Origin of the sequence: Amycolatopsis sp. NPDC058986 (assembly GCF_042741125.1) — a bacterium.
Lineage (GTDB): Bacteria > Actinomycetota > Actinomycetes > Mycobacteriales > Pseudonocardiaceae > Amycolatopsis.
Genome location: NZ_JBHYJW010000040.1, coordinates 1 through 25,276, shown reverse-complemented (window position 1 = coordinate 25,276; position 25,276 = coordinate 1). Strand labels below are relative to the sequence as shown.

The following is a 25,276-nucleotide window of genomic DNA, read 5'->3' as shown; positions in this document are numbered from 1 at the left end:
CCCCGGGGGGTTGGGCCCACCACGCGCGGGGGCCCCCACCACCCACTCACCGCGCGATCGGGGTCAGGCACCACCGGACAGGGACGGGGAGGGCGGATGGTGACTCGGGCAAGGGCGGCGATGGCAGCCGCACTCGCGGCCATCGTGGCCACCGCGCTCGCCGTACCGAGCTCAGCGGGTTCGGACGTGCCCGCGGACACCGGAAAGATCACCAAGCGCCTGCGCGACGTCTGCGCGTTCCCGGCGGGATCGCGGGACGTGGTCGCCGAACTGACCATGATGCGGCCCGGAACGGCTCGCCAGGGATCGCCCATCACGCCTGAAGACGTCTCGCTGAAGTTCACCTTCTCGGACACGGCGGTGGCAGCGCTGAGGGAACCCGGCGTCACCGCGATCGACGGCATGGCCACCGTCGCGGTGGACGCGGCCAAGGCCGAGCCATCGGCGGTGTCGATCTCCGGCACCCTGCCGAGGACCCCGCTGCCCGCCACCGGCGAGCTGGAGCTGGAACTGCCTGGCAAGATCACCCCGGCGATCACGGCGCCCGCTTCCGGCACGGTGTCCTTCACCGCCGGACCGACGACGTTGGTCCTTTCGCCACACAAGGCGGACGGCTCCGCGGCAGGGGACGTCGTACCGGTGCACTGCGCGGTCGCGGCCGGACAGGACATCGTGCTGGGAAACGTCCAGATCCTCCCGCCGCCGGAACCCTCGCCCAGCACGCCGGGAACGGTGTCCGGTACGGCGACGGCCACGAGAGGCCGCCCCGCGGCGGGTGCTTCGAGCGCGGAACCCCGTGCGGACTCGGCGAAACCCGCGGACACCGACCCGATCAAGACCTGCGGCGAACCCGATCCCGGCAGCCCCCGGATCCTCTACAAGTTCTGGGCCTATTACCCGCTCGTCGGCCACGTCACGGTGAAGAAGCTCAAGGCGGGCGTCGTGTTCGGCCCGCCGGGGTACATGAGCGCACAGATTCTTTACTGGCTCGGCTCGCACAAGGAGTACTGCGGTGGCGTGCTGGGGAGCCTGCACTGGCCCGCCGGGCAAGGGAAGTTCACCGTCTTCCGCTTCGTGGACACCGCGGCGACGGCCGAGATCCTCCAGCGGGGCCCGGTGACGGGCACCATCTACAACGGCGTGCTCGCCGGACGGGCCGCGGCCGATCTGCGCCTTGGCAAGGTATCGGTGCACGGAACACCGCTGGAAGTCGGCCGGGACTGCGGGACCGTCACCCCGGTTTCGCTGACCTTCCGATCCCGGCCGGGCGACTGGAACCCGATCGGAAACCCGGCCGGATTCCTGGAAGCCGACTTCACGATCCCGGACTTCGCGCGCTGCCAGGACGAAGAAAACCTCGACCCGCTGTTCACCGGAATGATCACCGGACCGGAAAACCACATCCGGCTCGATTTCGGGAACGTCGTCTTCTGTAATCCACCTGGCAAAGAATGTGTTCCGCCGCTGTGAAACCGGCGCTGTGAAACCCGGTGCTGTGAACTCAGGGAGGTCCGTGTGATCACCGTCCCCAAGGCGGCGGCACAGAGCCTGGCCGCGGCCGGTCAGGTGGGCAGGCTGTGCTCACTCGGCCTCGATGTGCTCCGGCTGACGTTCAAACGGCCGTTCCCGTTCCGCGAATTCGTGCGGCAGGGCTGGTTCATCGTCAGCGTGTCGATCCTGCCCGCCGTGCTGGTCGCGATCCCGTTCGGCGCCGTGCTCGCCCTGCAGCTGGGCACGCTGACCCGGCAGATCGGCGCGCAGTCGTTCACCGGGTCGGCGAGTGTGCTCGCGGTGATCCAGCAGGCCAGCCCGTTGATCACGTCGCTGCTGATCGCGGGCGCGGGCGGTTCGGCGATCTGCGCGGACCTCGGGTCCCGCACGATCCGCGAGGAGATCGACGCGATGGAGGCGCTGGCGGTCTCGCCCGTCCATCGCCTCGTGGTGCCGAGGGTCTACGCCGCCGTGCTGGTGAGCGTGCTGCTCAACGGCATGGTCAGCGTGGTCGGGGTGCTCGGCGGGTACGTGTTCAACGTTGTCGTGCAGGACGGCACGCCGGGGGCGTATCTGGCCACGTTCAACGCGCTGGCACAGCTGCCGGACCTGTGGATCAGCGAGATCAAGGCGGTGCTGTTCGGCTTCGTCGCCGGGGTGGTCGCGGCCTATCGGGGGCTGCATCCGGCGGGGGGCCCGAAAGGCGTCGGGGACGCGGTGAACCAGGCCGTGGTGATCACGTTCCTGCTGCTGTTCTTCCTCAACTTCGTCCTCACCACGATCTATCTCAAGATCGTTCCGCCGAAGGGCCTGTGAACCATGGTCGTCACGGATTCCCCCGGCCGCGTGAGCCGATCGCTCGACGGCTTCGGCAGGCTCGGTGACCAGCTCTCGTTTTCCGTCCGCGCGTTGCTGTGGGCGCCGCGGGTCGTGCGCCGCCATTTCGGTGAGGTCGTCCGCCTGCTCGCCGAGGTCAGCTTCGGGTCCGGCGCGCTCGCGGTGATCGGCGGCACGATCGGGGTGATGGTCGGGCTGTCCGTGTTCACCGGCACGGTCGTTGGCCTGCAAGGGTTTTCCGCGCTGAACCAGATCGGCACCTCGGCCTTCGCCGGGTTCCTCTCCGCGTACTTCAACACGCGTGAGATCGCACCGCTGGTGGCCGGGCTCGCGCTGTCGGCGACCATCGGGTCCGGGTTCACCGCGCAGCTGGGTGCGATGCGGATCTCCGAGGAGATCGACGCGCTCGAAGTGATGGCCGTGCCGAGCCTGCCGTTCCTGGTGACCACCCGGATCGTCGCCGGGTTCATCGCGATCATCCCGCTGTACGTGATCGGCCTGCTCACCTCGTATCTGGCCGCCAGGACCGTGACGGTGCAGGTCTACCAGCAGTCCCCGGGCACCTACGACCACTACTTCACGTTGTTCCTGCCACCGGCCGACGTGCTCTACTCCTTCGCGAAGGTGCTGGTGTTCAGCGTGGTCGTGATCCTCGGCCACTGCTACTACGGCTACCGCGCTTCCGGCGGCCCCGCCGGGGTGGGCGTCGCGGTCGGGCGCGCGGTGCGCTCGGCGATCGTCACCATCGCGATCCTCGACTTCTTCCTCAGCCTGGCGATCTGGGGCACGACGACCACCGTGCGGATCGCGGGATGAGCGTCTTCGAGGAGCGTTACCGGAGCCCGCGGATGCGGTTGCTCGGCCTTGTGTACCTCATGGTCGTCGCCGCCTTCCTGAGCCTGACCGTGGCCGTCTACCGGGACGTCTTCGCCACCGACGTCGCGGTGACACTGCGCACCGACCGGGCGGGGAGCCAGCTGCAGACCGACGCCGACGTCAAACTGCGCGGGGTGATCGTCGGGCGGGTACGCGCGGTGCGCAGCGACGGCCGCGGCGCCGAACTGGACCTCGCACTCGACCCCGCGCAGGCCGCCAGGATCCCCCGGAACGTCACCGCCCGGCTGCTGCCCAAAACCCTGTTCGGCGAACGTTTCGTGGACCTGGTCGTCGCCGGGCTCGCTTCCGGGCATCTCGCCGCGGGCGACGAGATCGGCCAGGACCACTCGGCCACCTCGGTGGAGCTGGAGCGGGTGCTGGACAACCTGCTGCCGTTGGTGCGGTCGGTGCGCCCCGACAAGCTCGCGTCGATGCTGACCTCGGTGTCCCAGGCCTTCGACGGCCGCGGGAAGTCCTTGGGCGAAACGCTGGTCCAGGTCGGCAAGTACGTGGGCGAGCTGAACCCCCAGCTGCCCGACATCACCGCGGACATCCGGAGTTTCGCCACCGTGGCCGACACCTACGCCGACGCGGCAGGCGACTTCCTGCGCGGCCTGTCCGATTTCGCCGTGACCAGCCGGACACTCGTCCGGCAACAGGCGAACCTTCAGACGCTGTACCAGACGCTGACCGGGGCGTCCCAGGACCTCACCACGTTCCTGGCGCGGAACAAGGACAACCTGATCTCGCTGTCGGGCACGAGCAGGCCGACGCTGGACCTGCTGGCCCGGTACGCCCCGGAGTACGGCTGTGTCCTGCGCGCGGTCGCGGACTTCAAGCCGAGGGTGGACAAGGCGTTCGGCAAGGACACCGGCAGGCCCGGCCCGAAGGCCACGCTGACCGTCACCCACGACCGGGGCAAGTACCTGCCCGGCACGGACGATCCCGTCTACGACCAGAAGGCCGGCCCGCGCTGCGACGGGCTGCCCCCGCCGGACAGCGGGGTCGGAACCGCCAATTCACCGCAGGAGCAACGGCTTCTGGCCGCGCTGCTGGCTCCGGTGCTCGGTTCGGGACCGGCCCGGGTACCGGGGTGGAGCGGGTTGCTGGTCGGGCCGTTGCTACGGGGAGCGGAGGTCGAGGTGAAATGAGGGGACTGCTGGCTCCGCTGCTCAAGCTGTCCGTCTTCGCATTGGTGACGCTGGTGTCGACCGGGGTGCTCGCGGTCACCATCGCCAACTTCGATCCGCGGTCCGCCGAGCGCTACTCGGCGCGGTTCACCGACGTCACCTCGTTGGTCGTCGGCGACGACGTCCGGATCGCCGGGGTGCGGGTGGGCGAGGTGAAAGGCATCGAGCTCGTCGACCAACGGATCGCGCACGTCGTGTTCTCGGTCGACGCCCGGCACGGGCTGCCCGCCGCGGTGACCGCGACCATCAAGTACCGCAACATGATCGGACAGCGGTACGTCGCACTGGAACGCGGCCCGGGCCCACCGCGCGACATCCTGGCGCCGGGCTCCGAGATCCCGCTCGAACGCACCCACCCGGCACTCGATCTGACCGTGTTGTTCAACGGGTTCAAACCGCTGTTCCAGGCGCTGTCGCCGGACGAGGTGAACAAGCTGTCCGGCGAGATCGTCCAGGTCCTGCAGGGTGAAGGGGGCACGGTGGAAGGCCTGATCCGGCACACCGCCTCGCTCACCTCGACGCTGGCGGGCAAGGATCAGGTGATCGGCGAGGTGCTCGGCAACCTCAACCGGGTGCTCGACGAGGTCAACGCCCGCGACGGGCAACTGTCCACTTTGCTCGGTACGCTGCGGGACTTCGTCAGCGGTTTCGCCGCCGACCGGGAGCCGATCGGTGACGCGATCAGCGCGATGTCCGAGCTCACCGGTGCCACCGCCGGACTGCTCGCCGACGGCCGCGAGCCGCTCAAGGACGGGATCGTCGCGCTCGGCCAGGTGTCGAAGAACCTCGCCGACAACGACCAGATCGTGGACTCCGCGCTCCGCAACCTGCCGGTGAAGATGGGGAGTATCACGCGCACCGCGTCGTACGGTTCGTGGCTGAACTTCTTCCTCTGCGGCGCGAACGCCGACTCGCCGCCGGCACCGCGGGACGGGCTTCCGTTGCCGCTGGCCGGCATCCCGGTGACCGAGGGGCGGTGCCGGTCGTGAAGTCCTTCCAGGAACGCAACCAGGTCGTCGTCGGGGCGGTGAGCACGGTCGTGCTCGTACTGATCGGCTTGGCCGCGTTCTACTCGGACGACCTGCCCGTCATCGGCGGTGGCACCACCTACACCGCTTATTTCAGCGAAGCGGCCGGAATCCTGGAGAGCAACGAGGTCCGGGCCGCCGGAGTCCAGGTCGGCACGGTGACCGGCGTGGAGCTGGATGGCGATCACGTCAAGGTGCGGTTCCGGGTGCGCGACGCCCGGCTCGGCGATCACACCACGGTCGCGATCCGGATCAAGACGTTGCTCGGCGCGAAGTTCCTCGCACTCGATCCACAGGGCGAAACGGCACAGGATCCGAACAGCCCGATCCCGCTGACCAGGACCGTCGCGCCGTACGACATCAACCAGGTCTTCGACCGGCTGTCATCGACCGTCACCGAGATCGACACCGGGCAGCTCGCCGAATCCCTGCGCGTGCTTTCCGGCACCTTCAAGGATTCCCCGCCGCAGGTCCGGTCCGCTTTGGACGGTCTGTCCGCCCTGTCGAAGACGATCTCCTCCCGGGACACCGAACTGGCCAAGCTGCTCGGCAACACGCAGCAGATCAGCCGGACCTTCGCCGACCGGGACGCCGATGTGGCGAAACTGCTCACCGACGGCAACAAGCTGCTCGGCGAGATCCGGGCGCGCCGGGATTCCATCGCGAAGCTGCTGACCGGCACACGTGAGCTGGCGAAGCAGCTTTCCGGCCTGGCGACCGACAACTCCGCCCAGCTGCGACCGGCCTTGGAGCAACTGGACCGGGTCAACACCGTGCTGCGCCGCAATCAGGACAACCTCGCCAAGAGCCTGGCGCTGGCGGGGCCGTTCTACCGCCTGCTCGGCAACGCCGGCGGCAACGGCCGCTGGCTCGACACCTACATCTGCGGCCTGATCCTGCCGGACGACACTGCCCCGCCGGGCAAGTGCGTTCCCCCGAAAGGACCACCCCGGTGACGGCACCGAGCGCGCGTACCCCCAATCCCGGTTTCCGGCGCGGACTGCGCGCGCTGGCCATCCTGGTCGTGCTCGCGACGGCGTTGGCGGGCCTCACCTGGTGGGTCTTCGGCCCTGCTGGTGGAAGTAGCCGGGTGACCGTGTACTTCGGCTCGGCGGTCGGTCTCTACCCGGGTTCCACGGTGCGGGTGCTGGGGGTTCCGGTGGGCAGGGTGGACGAGGTGACGCCGGTCGGAACCCGTGTCAGGGCCGAGCTTTCGGTCCGTGAAGGCCAGGCCGTGCCCGCCGGGGCGACGGCGGTCGTGGTCGCGCCGAGCCTGGTCAGCGACCGGTACGTCCAGCTGTCCCCGGTGTACACCGGCGGCCCTCGGCTCGAGTCCGGCGCGGTGATCCCGGTCGAGCGAACCGTCACCCCGGTCGAGCTGGACGAGCTCTACAAGAGCGTGAACCAGCTGTCGACCGCGCTGGGGCCCGCCGGGGCGAACGCCGGCGGCGCGCTGTCGAACCTGCTGGACGTGCTCGCGAAGAACGCGCAGGGCAACGGAGCGACCCTCAACCAGACGATCAAGCGGTTCGCCGACGCCACCAGGACGCTGGCAGGGACCTCCGGGCAGCTCTTCGGCACCGTCGACGGCCTGCGGAAGTTCACCACCATGCTGGCGAACAACGACGGCCAGGTCTCCGAGTTCACCCGGCAGTTGCAGGACGTTTCGGGGTTCCTCGCCGCCGAACGCGGCGATCTGGGCGGCGCGCTCGGCGAACTGGCGAACGCGCTGGAACTCGTCCGCGGCTTCGTACGGGACAACCGCGGCCAGCTCAAGTCCAATGTGGACAAACTGGCCGAGATCAGCGGGGTACTGGTCGACCAGCGGCAGTCGCTGGCGGAGGCGCTGGACACCGCGCCCAACGCGCTGGACAACCTGTACCACGCGATCAACCCGGCCACCGGGGCGCTGGAGACCAGGGCGAATCTGCTCGAGTACTTCGACAAACCGGCCGAAGTGGACTCCGGAAGGCTTCCGGCGGACGCGCCGCCCTTGCCGCTGCCGCTGGCCGGACCCGCTTATCTTGGGGGTGGGCACTCATGACCTGGTGGCGGCTGCTGCCTGTCGGGCTTTCCGCGCTGCTGCTGACCGCGTGCGGTGCGGACGGCTTCCCCGGCCTGTACGAGATGCCGTTGCCCGGCGGCGCCGATCTCGGGGACCATCCGTACCGGCTCACCGTCGAATTCGCCGACGTACTCGACCTGGTCCCGCAGGCCGGGGTCAAGGTCGGCGACGTACCGGTCGGCAGGGTGGATCGGATCGGCCTCGGTGCGGACGGCTGGACCGCCGAGGTCGGATTGCTGGTCAACGGTTCCGTGGCGCTGCCCGGCAACGCGATCGCGAGTGTGCGCCAGTCGAGCCTGCTCGGGGAGAAGTTCGTCGAGCTCGCGCCGCCGCGCGGCGAACCCGCGGTGGGCGGACTGGCGGACCACGCGACCATCCCGTTGGCCCGTACCAGCCGCAACGCGGAGGTGGAGGAGGTCTTCGGCGCGTTGTCGCTGCTGCTCAACGGCGGCGGCGTCGCGCAGTTCCAGGTCATCGCCAAGGAGGTGGACAACGCGCTCGCCGGAAACGAAAGCGGTATCCGTGCGCTGCTGGCCAATACCGGCAAATTCGTGTCCGAAATGGACTCTCATCGTGGCGAGATCACCAAGGCGCTGGACAGCCTGAACCGGCTTTCGCTGACCCTGGCCGGTCAACGCGAACGGATCGGCGGGGTGCTGGCCGATCTTGGGCCGGGCATCGACGTCCTCGCCAGGCAACGCGGCCAGCTGGTCGGCCTGTTGCGGTCGCTGGACACGCTGTCCGGCGTGGCAGTGGACACCATCCGCAAGTCCAAGGACGACATGATCGCCGATCTGCGTGCGCTCGCGCCGATTCTGCGCAACTTGGCCGATGCGGGCAAAAACCTGCCCGAGGCGTTCGAACTGCTCCTGACCTACCCCTTCACCGACTCCGCGGCCCGGTCGGTGCGTGGCGACTACACCAACGTCTTCATCGACCTCGGTCAAGTGCCTGCCGATGCCACGGCTCCCGGTGCTCCCGCGCTGCCCTTGCGGCCGCTGGACCCGCCCGTGATCGGGGGAGGGCGCTGATGCTGACCCGCAGGATCAAGCTGCAGGTGGCCGTGTTCGTCATCGTCGCGCTGGTCGGCATGAGCTACGTCGGCGCCCGGTACGCCGGACTGGACGAACTGTTCGGCGGTGGCGGGATGCTGGTCAAGGTCGAGCTGGCCGAGTCCGGCGGGCTGTTCCCCAACGCCGAGGTGACCTACCGGGGCGTGCAGGTCGGCAGGGTCGGGCCGATGCGGCTGACCGAGGACGGCCTCGAAGCCGAGCTGCGGCTGAACCGTTCGGCGCCGGAGATCCCGCGGGATCTCGACGCCGTGGTCGCCAACCGGTCCGCGGTCGGTGAGCAGTATCTGGATCTGCGGCCGCGACGGGACGACGGGCCGAAACTCGCTGACGGCACGGTGATCCCGCGCGGTGTCGTCCGGCTGCCGATGCCGGTGGAGACCGTGCTGACGAACCTCGACAGCCTGGTCTCGTCGGTGCCCACCGATTCCCTCCGGACCGTCGTCGACGAACTCGACCAGGCGTTCCGCGGCCGCGGCGACGATCTGGGGATGCTCCTGGACACCACGCACGATTTCGTGCGGACGGCGACGGAGCACCTGCCGCAGACCAAGCAATTGATCACCGACGCGAACACCGTGCTGCGGACGCAGAGCGAACAGTCACCCGCGATCGGCTCGTTCAGCAAGGACGTGCGGCTGCTCGCCGAACGGCTTCGCGATTCCGACTCCGACCTGCGCAGGCTCATCGCCGCGACACCTCCGGTGGCCGAGGAGGGGACAGCGCTGCTGCGAGAGTCCGGGGCCGGCCTCGGCGTGTTGTTCGCGAACCTGCTGACGCCCGCGAAGGTGTTCCAGGTGCGCGGCGGCGCCCTCGAAGAACTGCTGAGCCAGTACCCCCTCGCGGTCGGCGCCGGATACCACGTGATCGGGCCGGACGGGGCCGCCAATCTCGCGCTGGTACTGAACTTCCACAATCCGCCGTCGTGCCGGGCGGGCTACGACGGGACTCCGTACCGGCAGGGCGCCGACACCGCGCCCGCGTCGCCGAACACCGGTGCCCGGTGTGCGCTTCCGGCAGGGAGCCCGAGCTCCGTGCGTGGTTCGCAGAACGTGCCACGGGGCGGCCCGGTCCCGGATCCGCCGCCGCTGCTGGCGGATCTGACGACGCCCGGTCCGGAAACGTTGTCGCTGCGGCAGTTGTTCGGCCTGAACTGACAGGAGCCCGTGCTGCGCTCGGCCGCTCGCGTTCCTCGACGAGGTGGCCGCCAGGGCGGATACCGGCACCAGCACCGCCACGGCGGTCACCGTTGTCGCGCGGCGTGTCGGTGGGGGCTGGAAGATCAGCCGGCCGATCCCACGCCGAGTGGCTACGGGCCGGTTCACCCGGCGGAGGGAACCCAGGGACCGAGGTGCAGCTTGATGCCGTTGTCCGGGCCGGGGATGAGCAGGTTGAGCATAATGGTGGACAGCCCGCAGCCAGTGAATTCGGGAATGGCGAAGATACCGGAAACGTAGCCACCCTTGAAGATGTCGTAATCCGGCGCGGACACCAGATCGATCGACGCCGGCTTGCTCGTCGTGCAGTTGTCGCCGACCAGCAAGGGGAAGCCAACGGCTTTGACGTCCTTGAGCTTGAGGGTGACATCGGCGTGCGCGGTGATCTTCCCGCCGTGCAGAATTCCGGTGATCGGACCGGCCTGGCTGAATTCGACCGTCGCCGTCGTCGGGATGACCCCGAAGATCTTGAAGCTCCCCGCCGCGGGTGGCAGTGTGATGTCCGCGGTGAAATCGGCCCTGTCCTTGGCCGGGTCGACCTTGACGATCTGGCCGGAGAGCTTGCCGGCGCCGATTTCCACCGAGGAGTCCAGTTTCTTGATGGTCGAGGTGCCACCGGTGATCGTCAGGCTGATCTTGGGCAGTCCGCCATCTGCCGGTGCGCCGCCCGCAGCAGGTGTGCCGAGCACCGCGCCGGTCAGCCCCATGACGAGGCTGATCACGGCGATCCTGGATCCGATCCTTGACGATCTGAAACGACCCAACATGGAAGTCTCCCGAATCTTTGATTTCCGGCGGAAGATCGAATGAGAGATTAAACGATGATTCTGTGGTGCGCAGTGGAGTAGTCTACTCGCCCCATTTATGGTCACAAGATCCGTCCGTCCGTTGACCGATCCAGGTTTTGCGGAGGCGGTTTGTTGTCAGTGAGTTCCGTGATTTGTTCTCCGTTTTGTCGGTCCGATGACAATGAAGTCATGCCAGGTGCCGCGCGTGCCGAAATCACGGTCGAACCGGTTCCTGCCGCGCACCCGTGCTACGCGTGGGAGCGAGAAGCGCCGCGATCGGTCCGATGAGCGAGTGCTCACTTACCACTCTCGGGAGAGGGTGCTCCGGCAGTCGTCGAGGAGGGGTGCGCGCATGCCGTGCCGTTCGGCCCGGCGTGCACGGTGCCCTGGTGAGGGCGCTCTCCAGCCCGGTGGTCCACGACCGGCCGGGCGAGAATTCACCAGACTGGTGAGATTTCCCCCGATCTGTCGATAAAGCACCCGCTTAGTACGCTGTGCCCCAGGACGAGCGAAGGAGCACGGATGCGGATCGGGACCCAGATCAACTACGCGGGCGGATTCGCCGACAGCGTCGCGGACATCGTCGAGCTGGAGAAGGTCGGGCTCGACATCGTCTTCGTGCCGGAGGCGTACTCGTTCGACGCGGTCAGCCAGCTCGGTTACGTCGCCGCGAAGACCGAGCGCGTGGAGATCGCCTCGGGCATCTTCCAGATCTACACCCGCACGCCGACGCTGACGGCGATGACCGCGGCCGGGCTCGACTTCGTCTCGGGCGGCCGGTTCACACTGGGGCTCGGCGCGTCCGGACCGCAGGTGATCGAGGGCTTCCACGGCGTGAAGTACGACGCCCCGCTCGGCCGTACCCGCGAGATCATCGACATCTGCCGCCAGGTTTGGCGCCGCGAGCGCGTCGTGCACGACGGCAGGCACTACACGATCCCGCTGCCGCCGGAACAGGGCACCGGGCTCGGCAAGCCGCTCAAGCTGATCAACCACCCGGTGCGCGAGCGTATCCCGATCCTGCTCGCCTCGATCGGCCCGAAGAACGTCGCCCTCACCGCGGAGCTGGCCGAGGGCTGGGAGCCGATCTTCTTCCACCCCGAGAAGGCCGCCGCCGTCTGGGGTGACGCGCTCGCCGAGGGCAAGGCCAAGCGGGACCCGTCGCTGCCGGAGCTGGACACCTTCGTCGGCGCCGCGCTCGCGATCGGGGACGATGTCGACCACCTGCTGGACCACCTGCGCGGGATGCTGGCCCTCTACATCGGCGGGATGGGCGCGCGGGGCAAGAACTTCTACAACGACCTCGCCCGCCGCTACGGCTACGAGGCCGAGGCGAAGCTGATCCAGGACCTCTACCTGGACGGCAAGAAGGAGGAGGCCGCGGCCGCCGTCCCGGTCGAACTGCTGCGCGCGATCTCGCTGGTCGGCCCGGCGGGCTACGTCAAGGAGCGGCTCGCCGCGTTCAAGGAGGCCGGGGCGACCACGCTGGTCGTGAACCCGCTGCTGCCCGGCCGCGAGGCTCGCGTCGAGGCCGTCGCCAAGCTCCGGGAACTCCTCGGCTGACGCCGCGGCGTCAGGGCGCCGGAGCGGCGAACACGGCCGTCCGGTGCCCGGCGCTCGCGGTGTCGTAGGTGCCGTGGCAGGTGATCAGCCGGAGTTCGGGGCCACCCGAATCCGGCGCGACGAGCGCGCTGTCCGGGGCGTCCGCCGGGAAATCAGCCACTCGGCGCACGACGAACCGGCTGGCCTGCCCGGTGTCGTCACGCACCGTGATCTCGTCGCCGGGGAGCAGGATGGCGAGCCTGCCGAAGGCGCCGTGCGCGTACCCGAAGCCCGCGTTCCCGGCCATGACGGCGACTCCGGCGTCGCCGGGCGCGGGCCCGTCGGCGAACCAGCCGACGCCCGCGGCGGTGCCCGGCATCTCCCGGCGGCCGTCGGCGGTGTGCCCGAGTTCGACGAGCTTTCCGCTGGTCAGGCCCAGCACCGGGATTTCGAGGGCGGCCGGTTTCGCGGCCGGGTGACCGGCTGCGGGCGAGACATTCCCAGCGGGCACGGGTGTGGTGCCGACCGCCGCGGGCGTCAGTGCGAGCGAGACGCCGAGCAGTATCCCGCCGAGGCCCACGATGACGGCGCTCGCCGCGGCGAGCAGCGGGACGAGTTCACCTCGCCGCTCGGGTCGTCGGATCACGTTCACCTGCTGCTCCACCCCGGTCTGATGCCCAGTGATCGCTCCGGCACCCCGATGTCGTTACCGAATTGAGTCCTCGGCGCCCCGGATTCACTCGGACGGGTTACCTGTCTGTAATCTGTGGTGATAACACGGCGGAGGTACGCCGCCAGAAAGTTGTCAAAACCACGTGACTTGTGAGGGATTTCGGCCAATATCAGGTGAACAGGGGGTTGAATCCAGGACACGGAACGACCCCGGAGGATTTCGCAGCGGAAGTGAGGTGCACCCGGCTGTGCCGAAGATCGCGTCGAAGATCGAGAAGTCCGCGGTGGGCGTGCTGGACGTCGGATCGTTCAGTGCGCGCCTGGTGGTGCTGGAGCCCGGCGGGACACCGCTCGACCCGGCGCTGTCCCACCAGACCCGGCTCCGGCTCGACCGCGAACTCGACCCGGCGGGGCGCCTGACCGAACGCGGGATCGCGGCGGTGTCGGCCGCGGTGTCGGCCGGGATCACCATGGCCGCCAAGCACGGGGTCACCGACGTGTACCCGCTGGCGACGTCCTCGATCCGGGACGCGCGCAACGCGCGGGAGGTGGTCCGGCGGATCGCCGAGGAGACCGGCGTCGAGCTGCGGTTCCTGTCCGGTCGCAGGGAAGCCGAACTGGCCTACCTCGGTGCGCGCCGCTGGTACGGTGCCGGCGCCGGGCCGCTGCTGGTTCTCGACATCGGCGGCGGGACGGTCGAACTGGCCGCGGGCCGTGGCGAGCAGGCCGCGTTCGCGCGGTCGCTGCGGCTGGGTGCGCGGTCGATGACCCGCGACTGGCTGCCCGTCGAACCCGTTTCCGGCAAACGCGCCGGCGCGCTGCGGGAGCACGCGCTCGAAGAGGTCACCGAGGCGCTCGGCGACGTCCTGCCGGAGATCGCCGATCACCGCGTGGTCGGCTGCTCGAAGGTGCTGCGCCAGCTCGCCAGGCTCGCGGGCGACCGGCCCGGAAAGGCACGCGAGCTGCGGCTGGAGGACCTCCGCGCGTGGATCCCGCGGCTGGCCGCGCTCCCGTCGGCCCGCCGGGCCGAGCTGCCCGGGATCTCGCGGGTCCGCGCCCGGCAGGCGCTCGCCGGCGCGATCGTCGCGGAGGCGCTGCTCACCGTCTCCGGCGGCAAGGTGGCCATCTGCCCGTGGTCGACCAGGGACGGCCTGCTGCTCACCCTGCTCGACCGGCGTGGTGAACCGGTGCGCGCCCAGCGCCGGGTGGCCTAGTCACCGGTACTGGTGCCGGGACGGAAAACCGGGTAACCAGAGAAGATGAACGATCCTTTCGGGGAAGAGGACGAGAAGCAGCCGAAGCTGCCCGATCCCCAGCTGCCCGGCGACGTCCCTGCCGCGCCGGGCCCGGATCTGACGCCGGGCCGCACCCGGGACGTCGATCCGCCGCCCGGCACCGACGAACCGCTCGGCGAGCCGCCGGACTGAGCCTCAGCGGTCGAACTCGCGGACCCGGGAGGCGTCGCGCCGCACCGGCTGCCTGCCGATCGGCTGCACCGGCGGCTCGCCGGGGTCGATCGGCGGGATCGGCAGCCGTACCGGTTCCGCGGTCACGGTGAACTTCTCGCCGTGGTGACACAGTTCGAGCGGTTCGCCGGCCAGGACGTGGTAGGTGGCCTCGTCGCGGTCGATCTCGACCTGGAACCGGGTTTCGCGGAAGCACAGCCGGAAGGTGATCCGGTTCAGCTGCGGCGGCAGCCGGGGCGCGAACGTCAGGTCGCCGCCGTGGTCGCGCAGCCCGCCGAACCCGGCGACGGCGCCCTGCCACGCCCCGGCCAGCGACGCCATGTGGATGCCGTTGCGGACGTTGTTGTGCACGTCGTGCAGATCGGTCAGCGCCGCCTCGGCGAGGTAGTCGTAGGCGAGCTCCAGCTGGCCGACCTCGGCCGCGACGACGGCCTGGGTGCCCGCCGAGAGCGAGGAGTCCCGCACGGTGCGCGCCTCGTAGTAGGCGAAGTTGCGGGCCTTCTCCTCGGGACTGAACGAGTCCCCGCAGAGGTACAGCGCGAGCACCAGGTCGGCCTGCTTGACGACCTGCTTGCGGTACAGGTCGAAGTACGGGTAGTGCAGCAGCAGGGGATAGTGCCGGGGGTCCGTGCCCGCGTAGTCCCATTCGTCGTGGTCGAGAAAGCCTTCGGACTGCGGGTGCACGCCGAGGTCGGCGTCGTAGGGCAGGTACATCGTCTCGGCGGCGGCGCGCCACGAGTCGATCTCCGGGGCGTCCACGCCGAACTCGGCGGCGAGGTCGGGATGCCGTTCACAGGTCCACACCGCGCCGTGCAGGTTCCGCCGGGCCATGAGGTTCGTGTAGACGTTGTTGTCCGCCACCGCGGAGTACTCGTCCGGCCCGGTCACCCCGTCGATGCGGAACGCGCCGTGCCGGTCGTGGTGGCCGAGCGACGCCCACAGCCGCGCCGTCTCCACGAGCAGTTCGGCACCGCACTCCCGCTCGAACTCCTCGTCCCCGGTGGCGCCGAGGTATCGCAGCACCGCGTCCGCGATGTCCGCGCTGACGTGGAACGCGGCGGTGCCCGCCGGCCAGTACGCCGAACACTCCGCGCCGTTGATGGACCGCCACGGGAACGCCGCGCCGCGCAGCCCGAGCTGGTGCGCGCGCTCCTTCGCCTTGTCCATTGTGGAGTGTCGCCAGCGGAGCGCGTCGCGCGCGGCGTCCGGCATCGTGTAGGTCAGCACCGGCAGCACGAAGGATTCGGTGTCCCAGAAGGCATGCCCGTCGTAGCCCGGCCCGGTCAGGCCCTTCCCGGCGATCGCCCTGCTCTCCCCGCGGGCCCCGGCCTGCAGCAGGTGGAACAACGCGAACCGGACCGCCTGCTGGAGTTCGGCGTCGCCGTCGATCTCGATGTCCGAGGTGGCCCAGAAGTCGTCGAGGAACGCCCGCTGCTCGGCGAGCAGGCCCTTCCAGCCGGTCTGCCGTGCCCCGGCGAGCGCGGCGTCGACCTGCGCGCGCAGCGCCGGGACGGACCGCTGCGCCGACCAGCCGTAGGCGAGGTACTTCGTGATCCGCAGCCGCCCGCCCTTCGGGACGTCGACGGCGACGGTGAGCCGGGCCAGGTCGTCCTCGGCGTGGATCCGGGTGCGGACGCCGTCGTCGACCTCGATCTTGTGGTCCATCGCCGCGGCCATCCGCAGCCCGGACACCCGGGTCTGGTGCACCAGCACGGCGTTGTACTGCTCGGCGTGGCTGAACAGGGAGACCAGCGGGGACTCCAGCGCCGCCGCGACCCGCGGGTCCCTGGTGTCCGATTCGATCGGCTCGTTGGCGAGCAGATCCGACTGCGCCACCAGCTGGAGGTCGTCGTCCAGCGGTTCGACCTCGTAGCGGATCGCCGCCACCGCGCGCTGCGTGAACGACACCAGCCGTTCGGTGCGCACGCGGACCCGGCGCCCGGTCGGCGAGGACCATTCGGTGGTGCGGGTCAGCGTGCCCTTGCGGAAGTCGAGCACGCGGTCGTGCGCGGTCGCGGTGCCGTAGCGCATGTCGAGCGGTTCGTCCTCGACGAGCAGCCGGATGATCTTGCCGTCGGTCACGTTCACGACGGTCTGGCCCTCTTCGGGATAGCCGTACCCGGCCTCGGCATAGGGCAGGTCGTGCTGCTCGTAGAACCCGTTGAGATAAGTGCCCGGCAGTCCGCGCGGTTCGGCCTCTTCGAGCGTGCCGCGCAGCCCGATGTGCCCGTTCGACAGCGCGAACGCCGATTCGGTGCGCTGTAAGGCGTCGACGTCCATTCCGCACCAGCGCAGTTCCCACGGCGCGCATTCGTAGCCGTGTCCCGGCATGGTGCCCTGTCCAGGAAAACTCACTCCGACTCCAGTAATTCGGCGAGATCGTCCACCACCACGTCGGCACCGTGCGCGCGCAGTTCGCCCGCCTGGTGCGCGCGGTTGACGCCGACGACGAATCCGAAGCCGCCGGCCCGACCGGCCTGGACCCCGGACTGCGCGTCCTCGAACACCGCCGCGTGCGTGGGTTCGACGTCGAGTGCCTTGGCCCCGGCGAGGAAGGAATCCGGCGCCGGCTTGCCCTTCAGGTGGTCCCGGCCGATCACCAGGCCGTCGATCCTGGCCTCCACGAACGGCGTCAGGTCCGCCGCGTCGAGCACCTTGGCGCCGTTGGCCGAGGACGTCACGACCGCGATCCGCAGCCCGGCGTCCTTGACGGCCCGCAGATAGCGCACCGAACCGGGATAGGGATTCACCCCGCGTTCGTCGATGATCTTCAGCACCAGCTCGTTCTTGCGGTTGCCGACGCCGTTGACCGTTGCCGTGTCGTTCGCGTCGTCCGGTTGCCCATCGGGGAGTTCGATTCCGCGGGATCGCAGGAATTCGCGGACGCCGTCGGCGCGCGGCCTGCCGTCGACATACGCGGCGTAGTCCTGGTCGGTGAACGGGGTGAAACCCTCGCCGTCGCGTTCCCGCAGGAACTCGTCGAACGTCCGCTTCCACGCCTCGCGGTGGAGCACGGCCGTCCCGGTCAGGACGCCGTCGAGGTCGAACAGACAGGCGGTGATGGTCTCCGGCAGTCCGAGCATGTCTGCGACGGTACCGGGCATCACCCGGTCTCGCCGGTGTTCACGGTGTCTCGGCGGGATGCGGCCGGACACGGTGGATCAGTTCGTGCACGTCCTCGTCGGCGAGCCGGTACCGCACCACCCGCCCGGTGCGCTGGGCGGCGACGAGCCCGTGCGCGCGCAGCAGCCGCAGCGCCTGCGAAACGGCGGTGTCGCTCATCCCGGTCACCGCCGCGAGGTCGGTGACGCTGATCTCGCGGGCGTAGTGGATGGACACCAGCAGCGCGAGCCGGGACGGATCGGCGACGACCGAGAACCGCCGTGCCCACTCGTCGATCACCGCGCGGTCGCCCAGCCCGGCGACGGCCGCGGCGACACGGTCGGGGTCGATGAGGCGGGGGCCGGGCTCGGTGCTCACGCGCCGATGATGGCAGCCCGGCCGCGGCCGGACCAGTTCAGGCGGCCTGGGCCAGCGTGGCGAAATGCGTGGCCGCGCGGTCGAGCGGGGCCACCGACCGGCGGACGCGGCAGAGCAGCAGCGCGCCCTCCAGGAGTTCCACCGCGGCGAAGGCGAGGTCCGTCGCCCGCTCGGCGTCGTATCCGCGTTCGGCGAGCAACTCGGCCAGCAGGGTGTGCCAGGTGTCGAACGCCTTGCGGCACGCCTCGGTGAGCGCGGGGGAGACGTTGGCCATCTCCAGTGAGACCGTGGCGAGCGGGCAGCCGCCGCGGTATTCGTCGGCGGCCAGCGCCTGCCCGGCCTTGCGGTACCACCAGCGGATCGCGTCCTCGGCGGTCTCGGTGCGTTCGAAGCCGCGCCGTACGGTTTTGGCCACGATCCCGGTGCCCAGCTCGACCGCGGCGACCCCGAGCTGTTCCTTGCCGCCGGGGAAGTGGTGATACGCCGAACCCCAGGGCGTCCCGGCCTCCTCGACCAGTCGCCGCCAGGACGTCGCCGTGTAGCCCTCGCGGCGGAACAGGGTCATCGCCGTCGAGATCATCCGCTCGCGGGTCGTGGTGTCGGGCACGTTCCCAGTCTAGTCCTTGACTAGGACGATCGTCCTGTGCTGGGGTGACTGATAGGACGATCGTCCTAGTGACCTCGGTGAGTGGAGGCGGCATGACCGTCGAAGACGTGAACGTGGGGCAGCTGCGGGAAAAGACCATCGCGTGGCGGGATCCGCTGCCCATGGCCGGACTCGCCGCGAAACTGTCCGGAGTGGACTATCTGCGCGGGATCGCGGAGGGGCGGGTGCCGCCACCACCGATCTCCGCCCACTTCGGGCTGCGGTGGGTCAGTGTCACCGAGGGAGACATCGTCCTGGCCGCCGAGCCGGACGAGTCGCTGTACAACCCGATCGGCTCGGTGCACGGCGGGGTGGCGGCCACGATGCTGGATTCCGCGGTCGCGTGCGCGGTGCATTCGACGCTGCCCGCCGGGGTCGGCTACACCTCGGTCGAGCTGAAGGTCAACTTCGTGCGCGCGATCCACGCCGGGATGGGGGAGATCCGCGCGCACGGCTGGGTCGTCAAGGCCGGGTCGCGGGTCGCGTTCGCCGAGGGGGACATCCGGGACGCGGCGGGCCGGGTGCTGGCGACCGCGTCCAGCACCTGCCTGATCATCGCGGCCTGATCCCGGTTCGCCGGGCGGGTGCTGAAGGACGCCTTCGATGCACTCGCTGCACTGAAGGCGTCCTTCAGCGCGGCCAACGCACTGAAAGCGTCCTTCACAGCATCATCCACTTCGGACAGTGAGCCGCCGGAGCGGCTAGAGCGGCGGGCGGACGCGCCGGTTGCGGACGGCGTCCTCGCCGCCGAAACGGCTGATGATCGCCGTGAGGAGAGCTTGTGCGTCGGTGACTCGTGCCTCGCCGAATTCGTCGATCAGTTCGTCCTGGAGCGACTTCCTCAGTGTGCGAGTCTCCTCGACCGCCCTGCGTGCGTGCTCGGTGAGGTGCAGCAGGCGTGTCCGAGCGTCCTGGGGATCGGGCTCGCGGCGAAGCAGCCCACGCCGTTCGAGGTCGGCTGCGGCTTTCGAAGCGGCTTGCTGCGTCACGCCCATCCGTTCGGCGAGGGACGAGATCGACAGGGGGGCGGCGAGCACGTGCTGGAACACCACGCCGTCGTTGAACCGCAGGTCCTCGAATCCTTGCGCGGTCAGCCTTCGCCGGAGTTCGCCGGTCATCGTCCAGCCGGCGAACAAGGCGGCGAGTGACAGGTCCAGCTCGGGTGCCGTAGGATGCACAACCATGGTTGTGGAATCTAGCACGCCGCCCGGTGACCTGCTCGACGAGTTCGTCCGGGTCGCGCACCGGATCGTGTGGTGCACGCTGGTGACGGTCGATCGGCGCGGGCGCCCGCGGTCGCGGGTCGTGCACCCGATCTGGGAACGCGCCGGCGACACCGTGACGGGCTTCGTCTTCACCCGGCCGACCCCGCTGAAACTGGCCCATCTGGGGCGGACGCCGTTCGTCTCCTGCTCGTACTGGGACCCCGCGCACGAGGTCGCTGTCGCCGAGTGCGCGGCGGAGCTGCTCGACGACGAGCCCGTCCGCGAGCACGTCTGGAACCTCTTCGCCGCCGCGCCGGAACCACTCGGCTACGACCCGAAGATCCTCGGCGCGCGCGACCACCGGGACCCGGCGATCCGCGTGCTGCGGCTGACACCGTGGCGGCTCAGCTGCTCGGCAGGGACCGGCGGCCGGGCCTGGCGGGCGGCGGGCTGACGGGGATCAGGCGGCGCCGACGCGTCGTTCGAACACCAGGCCCTCGGCGGCGCGGAGCCCGACGCTGATCGCACCGGCGAGCACACCGTCGTCGCCGAGCTCGCCCTGGACGACGGCCGGGACGAGCGGGGTGAACGCGCGCAGCGCCCGGTCGATCGGCTCCAGCAGCAGATCCGCCGCCGTGCCCATGCCGCCGCCGAGCACGATCAGCTCGGGGTCGATCACGGCCGCGACGGACGCCACGGTGTAGGCCAGCCGATCGGCTTCCGCCTCGACCGCCCGCTGCGCCAGCTCGTCGCCCTCGCGGGCGAGGCGGAACACCTCGCGAGCCGACTTCGCCGATCCCAGGCCGAGTTCCCGCGCCCCGCGCACGACGGACTGGGCGGCCGTGGCCTCCTCCAGATGACCGCGCGCGGGCGGCTCGCCCGGTTCGTCGGCCGAACGGAGCTGCCCGTACGGGAGGTAGCCGATCTCCCCGGCCGCGCCGGTGGCGCCGCGGAAGACCTGACCGTCGACCATCATGCCCATGCCGACACCGGTGCCGATCGTGATGCAGCCGAACACCGACGCGCCGCGGGCCGCGCCGCTCTCCCATTCGCCGACGGCGGTGAGATTCGCGTCGTTCTCCACCATCAGCTCGGGGCCGAGCACGGCCTCGAGGTCGTCGAGCAGCCCGGCGCGTCCCCAGCCGGGCAGGTTCGGCGCGTGCCGGAAGCAGCGCCGCGCCGGATCGGCGACACCCGGCGAGCCGAGCACGCGCACCACGATGTCGCCGGGGGCCAGGCCCGCGTCGGAGATCGTGTCGGCCGCGATCTTGCCGACCGCCGACACGAGCGCGTTGCCCGAACGGGCGGTGTTCCGCTCGTCCCGCCGCGCGACCGTCGTCCGGCCCAGGTCCGACACGGCCACCCGGATGTGTTCGCGGCCGATGTCCACGCCCAGTACGTAACCCGCGGTCGGATCCGCTTCGTAGAGCACCGCGGACCGGCCGGTGCCGGTGGAGGTGTGCCCGGTCGGGCGCGCCAGTCCCGCGGCTTCGAGCGCCAGCAGCGCCTGGCTCACCGTCGGCTTGGACAGCCCGGTGTCCTTGGCCACCTGGGGCCGGGTCGCCGGTCCGCCGCGGCGCAGCAGATCCAGCACCGCCCGCTGGTTGATCTTGCGCATCCCGGCGGGCGTGCCGACCGGCGGAGTGTCTACGCCAACCACCAGAGCCCGCTTCCTGTCGAAGGTATGGGTACTGCCAAGTTATCCGGCCGGACCGCGGCTTGGGTAAGAACCCTTCCTTTCGGCAGGGGCCGGGTGAGGGAACAGACACTCCCGGCGCGTCGTTGAACGCGGTATGAGCACGGCGGGACGCGGCCGGGTCCGCGTGGCACCAGGGGCGAAACGGGTCCGGGCCTACCTCGGCGGGCAGGTGGTGGCGGATACCGTCCACCCGCTGCTGGTGTGGGAAGTTCCTTACTACCCAACGTATTACTTCCCTCGTGCCGACGTCGTGACCGCGTTGCTCACCTCCTCCGGGAACACGGTGCGTTCGCCGAGCCGCGGAGAGGGTGTTCTTTCGACGATAAGCGCAGGCGGCGCCGAAGCGGTGGACGCCGCGCTGGAGTATCCGGATTCCCCGATTCCCGAACTCCGCGGCCACATCCGGCTCGAGTTCGGCGCGATGGACGCGTGGTTCGAGGAGAACGAGGAGATCTTCACCCATCCACGGGACCCCGGGGTGCGGGTGGACATCCTGCCGAGCTCCCGGCACGTCCGGATCGAGGTCGGCGGGGTGACCGTGGCGAACACCGTGCGCCCGTCGCTGCTGTTCGAGACCGGCCTGCCGACCCGGTACTACCTGCCCAGGACGGACATCCGGCTCGACCTGCTCGAACACACCGGCACCGTGACGCACTGCCCTTACAAGGGCGCGGCCGAGTACTGGTCGGTAAGGGCCGGTGGCGAGCTGCACACGGATCTGGCCTGGAGCTATCCGGTGCCTCTGCCGGAAAGCGCCCGGATCGCGGGCCTGATCGCCTTCACCGACGAACGCGTGGACGTCTACGTCGACGGGGTCCTGCAGGAGCGGCCGAAGACCAAGTTCGGCTGAGTCAGGCGGCGTGGCGGCCGCTGGCGTGGCGGCGGGAACCGGGCCGGAGGCGGGGGCGCGTCACCGGCCCGGCGGTCTCCGTCGCGGAGACGTCGGCGCCGCCCGCGCCGTCGGAGACCACCGCGGGCAGGGGGCTGTGCCGGTCGCGATGCTGCCGGTGCACGGCGTAGAGCAGGGCGAGCCCGAGCACCACCAGCGTGTGCGTGAGGACCCGGCCCGCGGTGACCTGACCGGCGAACAGGTCGCCGGTGGACACCCCGAACAGAACCACGACGAAGCCGGTGAGCAGCGGCAACTGGCCCGACGCCGTCTTCGGCCGGAAGGTGGCCCACAGGAGGCCGACGCCCACCGCGAGGTTCCACGCGCCGCTCTCGTGCGCGAGGTGCCCGGCCAGCTGGACCGGGTCGTTCAGGTGATGCGCGTCTCCGCTGCCGAGCAGCTGGGCGAACGCCAGCGCGAGCTGGGCCACCGCGACCACGCCCAGCGCGATCCGCAGCGGCCAGCCCTCCCCGCTCGGCGCGGGGGCCCGGTCGAGGATGGCCGCGGTGAGGTCCGGAACCGGCGGGGCCGGGCGCAGCAACAGGCCGCGGTTCAGGCGTTCGGCGTCGGCGAACCACGTCCGGCACGCCACGCACCCGGCCAGGTGGCGGTCGACGGCCCCGGGCGGGCCTGGTTCGGTCTCGCCGTCGATCCTCGCCGACAGCCCTTCACGGCATTCTTCGCACCTCACCTCCCAGTAGTCGGACGCCGGAGCCGCGTGGTTCCCGCTGTCTTCCGCGTCGCTGCTATTTTCAGTCCATGCCCGGTGCGCGCAGCAGCGAAGACGACGAACGGACCACCGCGCTGGCGCTCGCCGCCGGCCGCGGGGACCGGCGTGCGCTGGAGGAATGGGTGCGGGCCACCCAGGCCGACGTCTGGCGCTTCCTCGCTCACCTCGCCGACGCCGGTTCCGCCGACGACCTCACCCAGGAGACCTACCTCCGGGCCTTCGGCAGCCTGCGCCGGTTCGCCGGGCGCTCGTCGTCGCGGACCTGGCTGCTGTCCATCGCCCGCCGCGTCGTCGTCGACCAGCTGCGTTCGGCGGGGGCCCGGCCGAGGATCGCCGACACGGACTGGGAGAGCGCCGCGGAACGCCGGAGCGCCCGCACCGCGGCGGCCGGGTTCGAGGACCTCGTCGAGCTGCGGATGCTGCTCGACGGCCTGGACCCGGAACGGCGCGAGGTGCTCGTGCTGACCCAGGTCCTCGGGCTGAGCTACGCCGAGGTCGCCGACGTCTGCGGATGCCCGGTCGGCACCGTGCGCTCCCGGGTCGCGCGGGCCAGGGACGATCTGCTCGACGCCGCCCGCGAGCGCGGGCACGACGTCGGCTGATCGTCCTTTTCGGACAGTCAGATCGTGACCGGCAGCTCGTGTGTCCGGGCGTATTCCAGCGGACGGGAACGGCGTGCGCCGCTACTGTCGGCGCATGTCGTTCACCGGTCTCGATGCCTGGCTAGCCGCTCGCGCCGCAGCCGACCTTTTCTCCGGCGTGGTGCTGATCCGCCGCGGCGACGAGACGGTGTTCTCGGGTTCCTACGGGTGGGCGAGCCGTCGCTGGCGGGTGCCGAACACGCTCGCCACCCGGTTCGACACCGCGTCGGTGACCAAGCTCTTCACCTCGGTGGCCGCGCTGCGGCTGGTCGACGAGGGACGGTTGGATCTCGACGCGCCGATCACCGATCTCGTCGATCTGGCCGGGACGGCGATTTCGCCCCATGTGACCGTGCGGCACCTGCTCACGCACACCTCCGGCATCGCCGACGACGCGGACGAAGAGGCGGGGGAGAGCTACGAGGCGCTGTGGCTCGAAAAGCCGGTGTACACGGTCACGCGAACGCGTGATCATCTGCCCAATTTCGCTGGCAAGGAGCCGAATTTCGCGCCCGGCGAAAGCTGCCGGTACTGCAACTCGGGGTACCTGCTCGTGGGCATGGCGATCGAGGAGATCACCGGAACCGAGTACCGCGAGCACATCCGCGACGTCGTGTTCGCCCGTGCGGGCATGGCGGACTCGGACTTCTTCGACCGGCGTGATCCCGCGCCGGACGTCGCCGAGGGCTGGGACCCGGTCGTCGACGCGGAAGGCAGGATCACCGGCTGGCGGCAGAACATCTTCAGCTATCCGCCCATCGGCTCGCCCGACGGCGGCGCACACTCCACTGTGGACGATCTCGTGCGGTTCCTGCGCGCCGTGCGCGGCGGCGAGCTGCTGTCCGCCGAACGCACCGCGCAGTTCCTCACTCCACAGGTCCGCCACGACGAAAACCCCGACGGCGACGTCTGGTACGGCTTCGGCCTCGAGTTCACCCTCGACGCCGACGGCAGCGTATGGAACTACTACAAGGACGGCGGCAACACCGGGGCGTGCTCCCTGGCGCGACACTACCCGGCGCTCGGCCTCGACGTGGTGATGCTCTCGAATCTCACCACCGGCGGCCTGGCCGTGATCCGCGAGATCGACCGCCGGATCTCCCGCCCGATCACGTGAGATCTCCGTCTGATCACAGGAAATCTCCACCCGAGCACGTGAGATCGCCCAGCACGCCCCCGGCGGTCCCGCGCGCGAATGGGGATCTCACGTGTCCGAATGGGGATCTCACGTGTCTGGACGGAGGTTTCGCGTGTCTGGATGGAGATCTCGCGTGTCTCATAGCTTGCGGGCCTCGATCAGGAAGCGGTGGTGGGCCATGGTCCAGACGCCGTCGGCGACGATCCGCTCGTGCAGCGCGGCGAGCCGTTCGCGATACCGCTCGGCGTCGAAGCCCGGCACGATCCAGATCACCTTGCGCAGGTAGAGGACCACGGCGGCGATGTCGAAGAACTCCACCCGGCGGACGGCGGTCCGCAGGTCGGTCACGGTCAGGCCCGCGGCCTCGGCGGCGGCCTTGGCCCCTTCGGCACCGAAGGTCGGATCCGCGGGGTCCGAGGGCGGGCAGGAACCCATCATGAACTCGGTCAGCTCCGCGGCCGAGGGCCCGCCGACGTGCTGGGCGAGGTAGGTCCCGCCCGGCCTGAGCACCCAGGGTTCCGGCAAAGTCTTTTGGGGTTGGTTGCAGGGCGGGCACGGCTCTTGTTGATCATGTGAGTGTCTAGGTCCCATGATCGTGTGAGAGAG

At 70.0% G+C, this 25,276-nt stretch carries 27 protein-coding genes; 17 read left to right on the top strand and 10 right to left on the bottom strand.

Annotated elements, in window-relative coordinates:
• The first annotated feature begins 96 nt into the window (after nucleotides 1-96).
• From ACFW0G_RS29900 to ACFW0G_RS29860, 9 genes are read left to right on the top strand one after another with little or no spacing between them, the layout of a single operon-like run.
• Nucleotides 97-1,470, top strand: a complete 1,374-nt coding sequence (locus ACFW0G_RS29900; protein ID WP_378328762.1) for a DUF6801 domain-containing protein — start codon at nucleotides 97-99, stop codon at nucleotides 1,468-1,470.
• Between the two features lie 45 nt (nucleotides 1,471-1,515).
• Nucleotides 1,516-2,307, top strand: a complete 792-nt coding sequence (locus ACFW0G_RS29895; RefSeq protein WP_378328761.1) for an MlaE family ABC transporter permease — start codon at nucleotides 1,516-1,518, stop codon at nucleotides 2,305-2,307.
• Between the two features lie 3 nt (nucleotides 2,308-2,310).
• Nucleotides 2,311-3,144 carry an MlaE family ABC transporter permease gene (locus ACFW0G_RS29890; protein ID WP_378328760.1) on the top strand — a complete coding sequence of 278 codons (834 nt, stop codon included), beginning with the start codon at nucleotides 2,311-2,313 and terminating at the stop codon, nucleotides 3,142-3,144.
• The gene (locus tag ACFW0G_RS29885) at nucleotides 3,141-4,355 is read left to right on the top strand and encodes an MCE family protein (protein ID WP_378328759.1); all 1,215 of its coding nucleotides are present in this window, start codon (nucleotides 3,141-3,143) and stop codon (nucleotides 4,353-4,355) included. Before ACFW0G_RS29890 ends, ACFW0G_RS29885 begins: the two co-directional genes overlap by 4 nt.
• Nucleotides 4,352-5,383: an MCE family protein gene (locus ACFW0G_RS29880; protein WP_378328758.1), complete on the top strand. Its 1,032-nt coding sequence runs from the start codon at nucleotides 4,352-4,354 to the stop codon at nucleotides 5,381-5,383. The genes ACFW0G_RS29885 and ACFW0G_RS29880 overlap by 4 nt, the downstream gene beginning before the upstream one ends.
• Entirely contained in the window at nucleotides 5,380-6,378 is a 999-nt protein-coding gene (locus ACFW0G_RS29875) for an MCE family protein (RefSeq protein WP_378328757.1), read from the top strand. The genes ACFW0G_RS29880 and ACFW0G_RS29875 overlap by 4 nt, the downstream gene beginning before the upstream one ends.
• Complete coding sequence (locus ACFW0G_RS29870; RefSeq protein WP_378328756.1) at nucleotides 6,375-7,466, top strand: MCE family protein; 1,092 nt, start codon at nucleotides 6,375-6,377, stop codon at nucleotides 7,464-7,466. The genes ACFW0G_RS29875 and ACFW0G_RS29870 overlap by 4 nt, the downstream gene beginning before the upstream one ends.
• Complete coding sequence (locus ACFW0G_RS29865; protein WP_378328755.1) at nucleotides 7,463-8,518, top strand: MCE family protein; 1,056 nt, start codon at nucleotides 7,463-7,465, stop codon at nucleotides 8,516-8,518. Before ACFW0G_RS29870 ends, ACFW0G_RS29865 begins: the two co-directional genes overlap by 4 nt.
• A complete protein-coding gene (locus tag ACFW0G_RS29860; RefSeq protein WP_378328754.1) occupies nucleotides 8,518-9,714 on the top strand; it encodes an MCE family protein in 1,197 nt (398 codons plus the stop codon). Before ACFW0G_RS29865 ends, ACFW0G_RS29860 begins: the two co-directional genes overlap by 1 nt.
• Nucleotides 9,715-9,878: 164 nt before the next feature.
• On the opposite strand, the gene ACFW0G_RS29855 is transcribed toward ACFW0G_RS29860, so the two are convergent.
• Nucleotides 9,879-10,496, bottom strand: coding sequence for a hypothetical protein (locus ACFW0G_RS29855; RefSeq protein ID WP_378328753.1), 618 nt, complete (start codon nucleotides 10,494-10,496; stop codon nucleotides 9,879-9,881).
• Nucleotides 10,497-11,084: 588 nt separating this feature from the next.
• Between ACFW0G_RS29855 and ACFW0G_RS29850 the strand changes: the two genes are divergently transcribed.
• Nucleotides 11,085-12,125, top strand: coding sequence for an LLM class F420-dependent oxidoreductase (locus tag ACFW0G_RS29850; protein WP_378328752.1), 1,041 nt, complete (start codon nucleotides 11,085-11,087; stop codon nucleotides 12,123-12,125).
• 10 nt (nucleotides 12,126-12,135) lie between these two features.
• On the opposite strand, the gene ACFW0G_RS29845 is transcribed toward ACFW0G_RS29850, so the two are convergent.
• Nucleotides 12,136-12,756: a class F sortase gene (locus ACFW0G_RS29845; RefSeq protein WP_378328751.1), complete on the bottom strand. Its 621-nt coding sequence runs from the start codon at nucleotides 12,754-12,756 to the stop codon at nucleotides 12,136-12,138.
• A 277-nt stretch (nucleotides 12,757-13,033) separates the two neighbouring features.
• Between ACFW0G_RS29845 and ACFW0G_RS29840 the strand changes: the two genes are divergently transcribed.
• Complete coding sequence (locus ACFW0G_RS29840) at nucleotides 13,034-13,990, top strand: Ppx/GppA phosphatase family protein (protein WP_378328813.1); 957 nt, start codon at nucleotides 13,034-13,036, stop codon at nucleotides 13,988-13,990.
• A gap of 45 nt (nucleotides 13,991-14,035) precedes the next feature.
• On the top strand, nucleotides 14,036-14,203 hold the full coding sequence (locus ACFW0G_RS29835; RefSeq protein WP_378328750.1) for a hypothetical protein: 168 nt from the start codon (nucleotides 14,036-14,038) through the stop codon (nucleotides 14,201-14,203).
• 3 nt (nucleotides 14,204-14,206) lie between these two features.
• Here ACFW0G_RS29835 and ACFW0G_RS29830 read toward each other — a convergent pair whose 3' ends face one another.
• From ACFW0G_RS29830 to ACFW0G_RS29815, 4 genes are read right to left on the bottom strand one after another with little or no spacing between them, the layout of a single operon-like run.
• The gene (locus tag ACFW0G_RS29830) at nucleotides 14,207-16,573 is read right to left on the bottom strand and encodes a glycoside hydrolase family 65 protein (RefSeq protein ID WP_378328812.1); all 2,367 of its coding nucleotides are present in this window, start codon (nucleotides 16,571-16,573) and stop codon (nucleotides 14,207-14,209) included.
• 20 nt (nucleotides 16,574-16,593) lie between these two features.
• Entirely contained in the window at nucleotides 16,594-17,325 is a 732-nt protein-coding gene (locus tag ACFW0G_RS29825) for an HAD family hydrolase (RefSeq protein WP_378328749.1), read from the bottom strand.
• Between the two features lie 40 nt (nucleotides 17,326-17,365).
• A complete protein-coding gene (locus ACFW0G_RS29820) occupies nucleotides 17,366-17,722 on the bottom strand; it encodes an ArsR/SmtB family transcription factor (protein WP_378328748.1) in 357 nt (118 codons plus the stop codon).
• Between the two features lie 37 nt (nucleotides 17,723-17,759).
• On the bottom strand, nucleotides 17,760-18,329 hold the full coding sequence (locus tag ACFW0G_RS29815; protein WP_378328747.1) for a TetR/AcrR family transcriptional regulator: 570 nt from the start codon (nucleotides 18,327-18,329) through the stop codon (nucleotides 17,760-17,762).
• 92 nt (nucleotides 18,330-18,421) lie between these two features.
• On the opposite strand from ACFW0G_RS29815, the gene ACFW0G_RS29810 reads away from it, so the two are divergent.
• Entirely contained in the window at nucleotides 18,422-18,934 is a 513-nt protein-coding gene (locus ACFW0G_RS29810; RefSeq protein ID WP_378328746.1) for a PaaI family thioesterase, read from the top strand.
• Nucleotides 18,935-19,069: 135 nt separating this feature from the next.
• Here ACFW0G_RS29810 and ACFW0G_RS29805 read toward each other — a convergent pair whose 3' ends face one another.
• Nucleotides 19,070-19,552 (bottom strand): MarR family winged helix-turn-helix transcriptional regulator, encoded by a 483-nt coding sequence (locus ACFW0G_RS29805; RefSeq protein ID WP_378328745.1) that lies wholly within the window; start codon nucleotides 19,550-19,552, stop codon nucleotides 19,070-19,072.
• On the opposite strand from ACFW0G_RS29805, the gene ACFW0G_RS29800 reads away from it, so the two are divergent.
• Nucleotides 19,551-20,027 (top strand): pyridoxamine 5'-phosphate oxidase family protein, encoded by a 477-nt coding sequence (locus tag ACFW0G_RS29800; protein WP_378328744.1) that lies wholly within the window; start codon nucleotides 19,551-19,553, stop codon nucleotides 20,025-20,027. The two genes, ACFW0G_RS29805 and ACFW0G_RS29800, sit on opposite strands and share 2 nt — an antisense overlap.
• 6 nt (nucleotides 20,028-20,033) lie before the next feature.
• Here ACFW0G_RS29800 and ACFW0G_RS29795 read toward each other — a convergent pair whose 3' ends face one another.
• Complete coding sequence (locus ACFW0G_RS29795) at nucleotides 20,034-21,233, bottom strand: ROK family protein (protein WP_378328743.1); 1,200 nt, start codon at nucleotides 21,231-21,233, stop codon at nucleotides 20,034-20,036.
• A gap of 133 nt (nucleotides 21,234-21,366) precedes the next feature.
• Between ACFW0G_RS29795 and ACFW0G_RS29790 the strand changes: the two genes are divergently transcribed.
• On the top strand, nucleotides 21,367-22,122 hold the full coding sequence (locus tag ACFW0G_RS29790) for a DUF427 domain-containing protein (RefSeq protein ID WP_378328742.1): 756 nt from the start codon (nucleotides 21,367-21,369) through the stop codon (nucleotides 22,120-22,122).
• A 1-nt stretch (nucleotide 22,123) separates the two neighbouring features.
• Here ACFW0G_RS29790 and ACFW0G_RS29785 read toward each other — a convergent pair whose 3' ends face one another.
• A complete protein-coding gene (locus tag ACFW0G_RS29785; protein WP_378328741.1) occupies nucleotides 22,124-22,852 on the bottom strand; it encodes a zf-HC2 domain-containing protein in 729 nt (242 codons plus the stop codon).
• 68 nt (nucleotides 22,853-22,920) lie between these two features.
• Here ACFW0G_RS29785 and sigC point away from each other — a divergent pair, with 68 nt between their 5' ends.
• Both sigC and ACFW0G_RS29775 read left to right on the top strand, forming a co-directional pair.
• On the top strand, nucleotides 22,921-23,493 hold the full coding sequence (gene sigC, locus ACFW0G_RS29780; protein WP_378328740.1) for an RNA polymerase sigma factor SigC: 573 nt from the start codon (nucleotides 22,921-22,923) through the stop codon (nucleotides 23,491-23,493).
• Nucleotides 23,494-23,587: 94 nt separating this feature from the next.
• Complete coding sequence (locus tag ACFW0G_RS29775) at nucleotides 23,588-24,649, top strand: serine hydrolase domain-containing protein (protein ID WP_378328739.1); 1,062 nt, start codon at nucleotides 23,588-23,590, stop codon at nucleotides 24,647-24,649.
• 159 nt (nucleotides 24,650-24,808) lie between these two features.
• Here the strand turns inward: ACFW0G_RS29775 and ACFW0G_RS29770 are convergent, their stop codons facing one another.
• On the bottom strand, nucleotides 24,809-25,180 hold the full coding sequence (locus ACFW0G_RS29770; RefSeq protein WP_378328738.1) for a hypothetical protein: 372 nt from the start codon (nucleotides 25,178-25,180) through the stop codon (nucleotides 24,809-24,811).
• Nucleotides 25,181-25,276 lie beyond the last annotated feature (96 nt).

Coding starts and splice junctions, on each gene's coding strand:
- ACFW0G_RS29800 (WP_378328744.1), top strand. CDS start 19,551: ATGGTTGTGGAATCTAGCACGCCGCCCGGTGACCTGCTCGACGAGTTC.
- ACFW0G_RS29835 (WP_378328750.1), top strand. CDS start 14,036: ATGAACGATCCTTTCGGGGAAGAGGACGAGAAGCAGCCGAAGCTGCCC.
- ACFW0G_RS29830 (WP_378328812.1), bottom strand. CDS start 16,573: ATGCCGGGACACGGCTACGAATGCGCGCCGTGGGAACTGCGCTGGTGC.
- ACFW0G_RS29810 (WP_378328746.1), top strand. CDS start 18,422: ATGACCGTCGAAGACGTGAACGTGGGGCAGCTGCGGGAAAAGACCATC.
- ACFW0G_RS29865 (WP_378328755.1), top strand. CDS start 7,463: ATGACCTGGTGGCGGCTGCTGCCTGTCGGGCTTTCCGCGCTGCTGCTG.
- ACFW0G_RS29900 (WP_378328762.1), top strand. CDS start 97: ATGGTGACTCGGGCAAGGGCGGCGATGGCAGCCGCACTCGCGGCCATC.
- ACFW0G_RS29790 (WP_378328742.1), top strand. CDS start 21,367: ATGAGCACGGCGGGACGCGGCCGGGTCCGCGTGGCACCAGGGGCGAAA.
- ACFW0G_RS29890 (WP_378328760.1), top strand. CDS start 2,311: ATGGTCGTCACGGATTCCCCCGGCCGCGTGAGCCGATCGCTCGACGGC.
- ACFW0G_RS29860 (WP_378328754.1), top strand. CDS start 8,518: ATGCTGACCCGCAGGATCAAGCTGCAGGTGGCCGTGTTCGTCATCGTC.
- sigC (WP_378328740.1), top strand. CDS start 22,921: ATGCCCGGTGCGCGCAGCAGCGAAGACGACGAACGGACCACCGCGCTG.
- ACFW0G_RS29885 (WP_378328759.1), top strand. CDS start 3,141: ATGAGCGTCTTCGAGGAGCGTTACCGGAGCCCGCGGATGCGGTTGCTC.
- ACFW0G_RS29825 (WP_378328749.1), bottom strand. CDS start 17,325: ATGCTCGGACTGCCGGAGACCATCACCGCCTGTCTGTTCGACCTCGAC.
- ACFW0G_RS29775 (WP_378328739.1), top strand. CDS start 23,588: ATGTCGTTCACCGGTCTCGATGCCTGGCTAGCCGCTCGCGCCGCAGCC.
- ACFW0G_RS29850 (WP_378328752.1), top strand. CDS start 11,085: ATGCGGATCGGGACCCAGATCAACTACGCGGGCGGATTCGCCGACAGC.
- ACFW0G_RS29805 (WP_378328745.1), bottom strand. CDS start 19,552: ATGGTTGTGCATCCTACGGCACCCGAGCTGGACCTGTCACTCGCCGCC.
- ACFW0G_RS29880 (WP_378328758.1), top strand. CDS start 4,352: ATGAGGGGACTGCTGGCTCCGCTGCTCAAGCTGTCCGTCTTCGCATTG.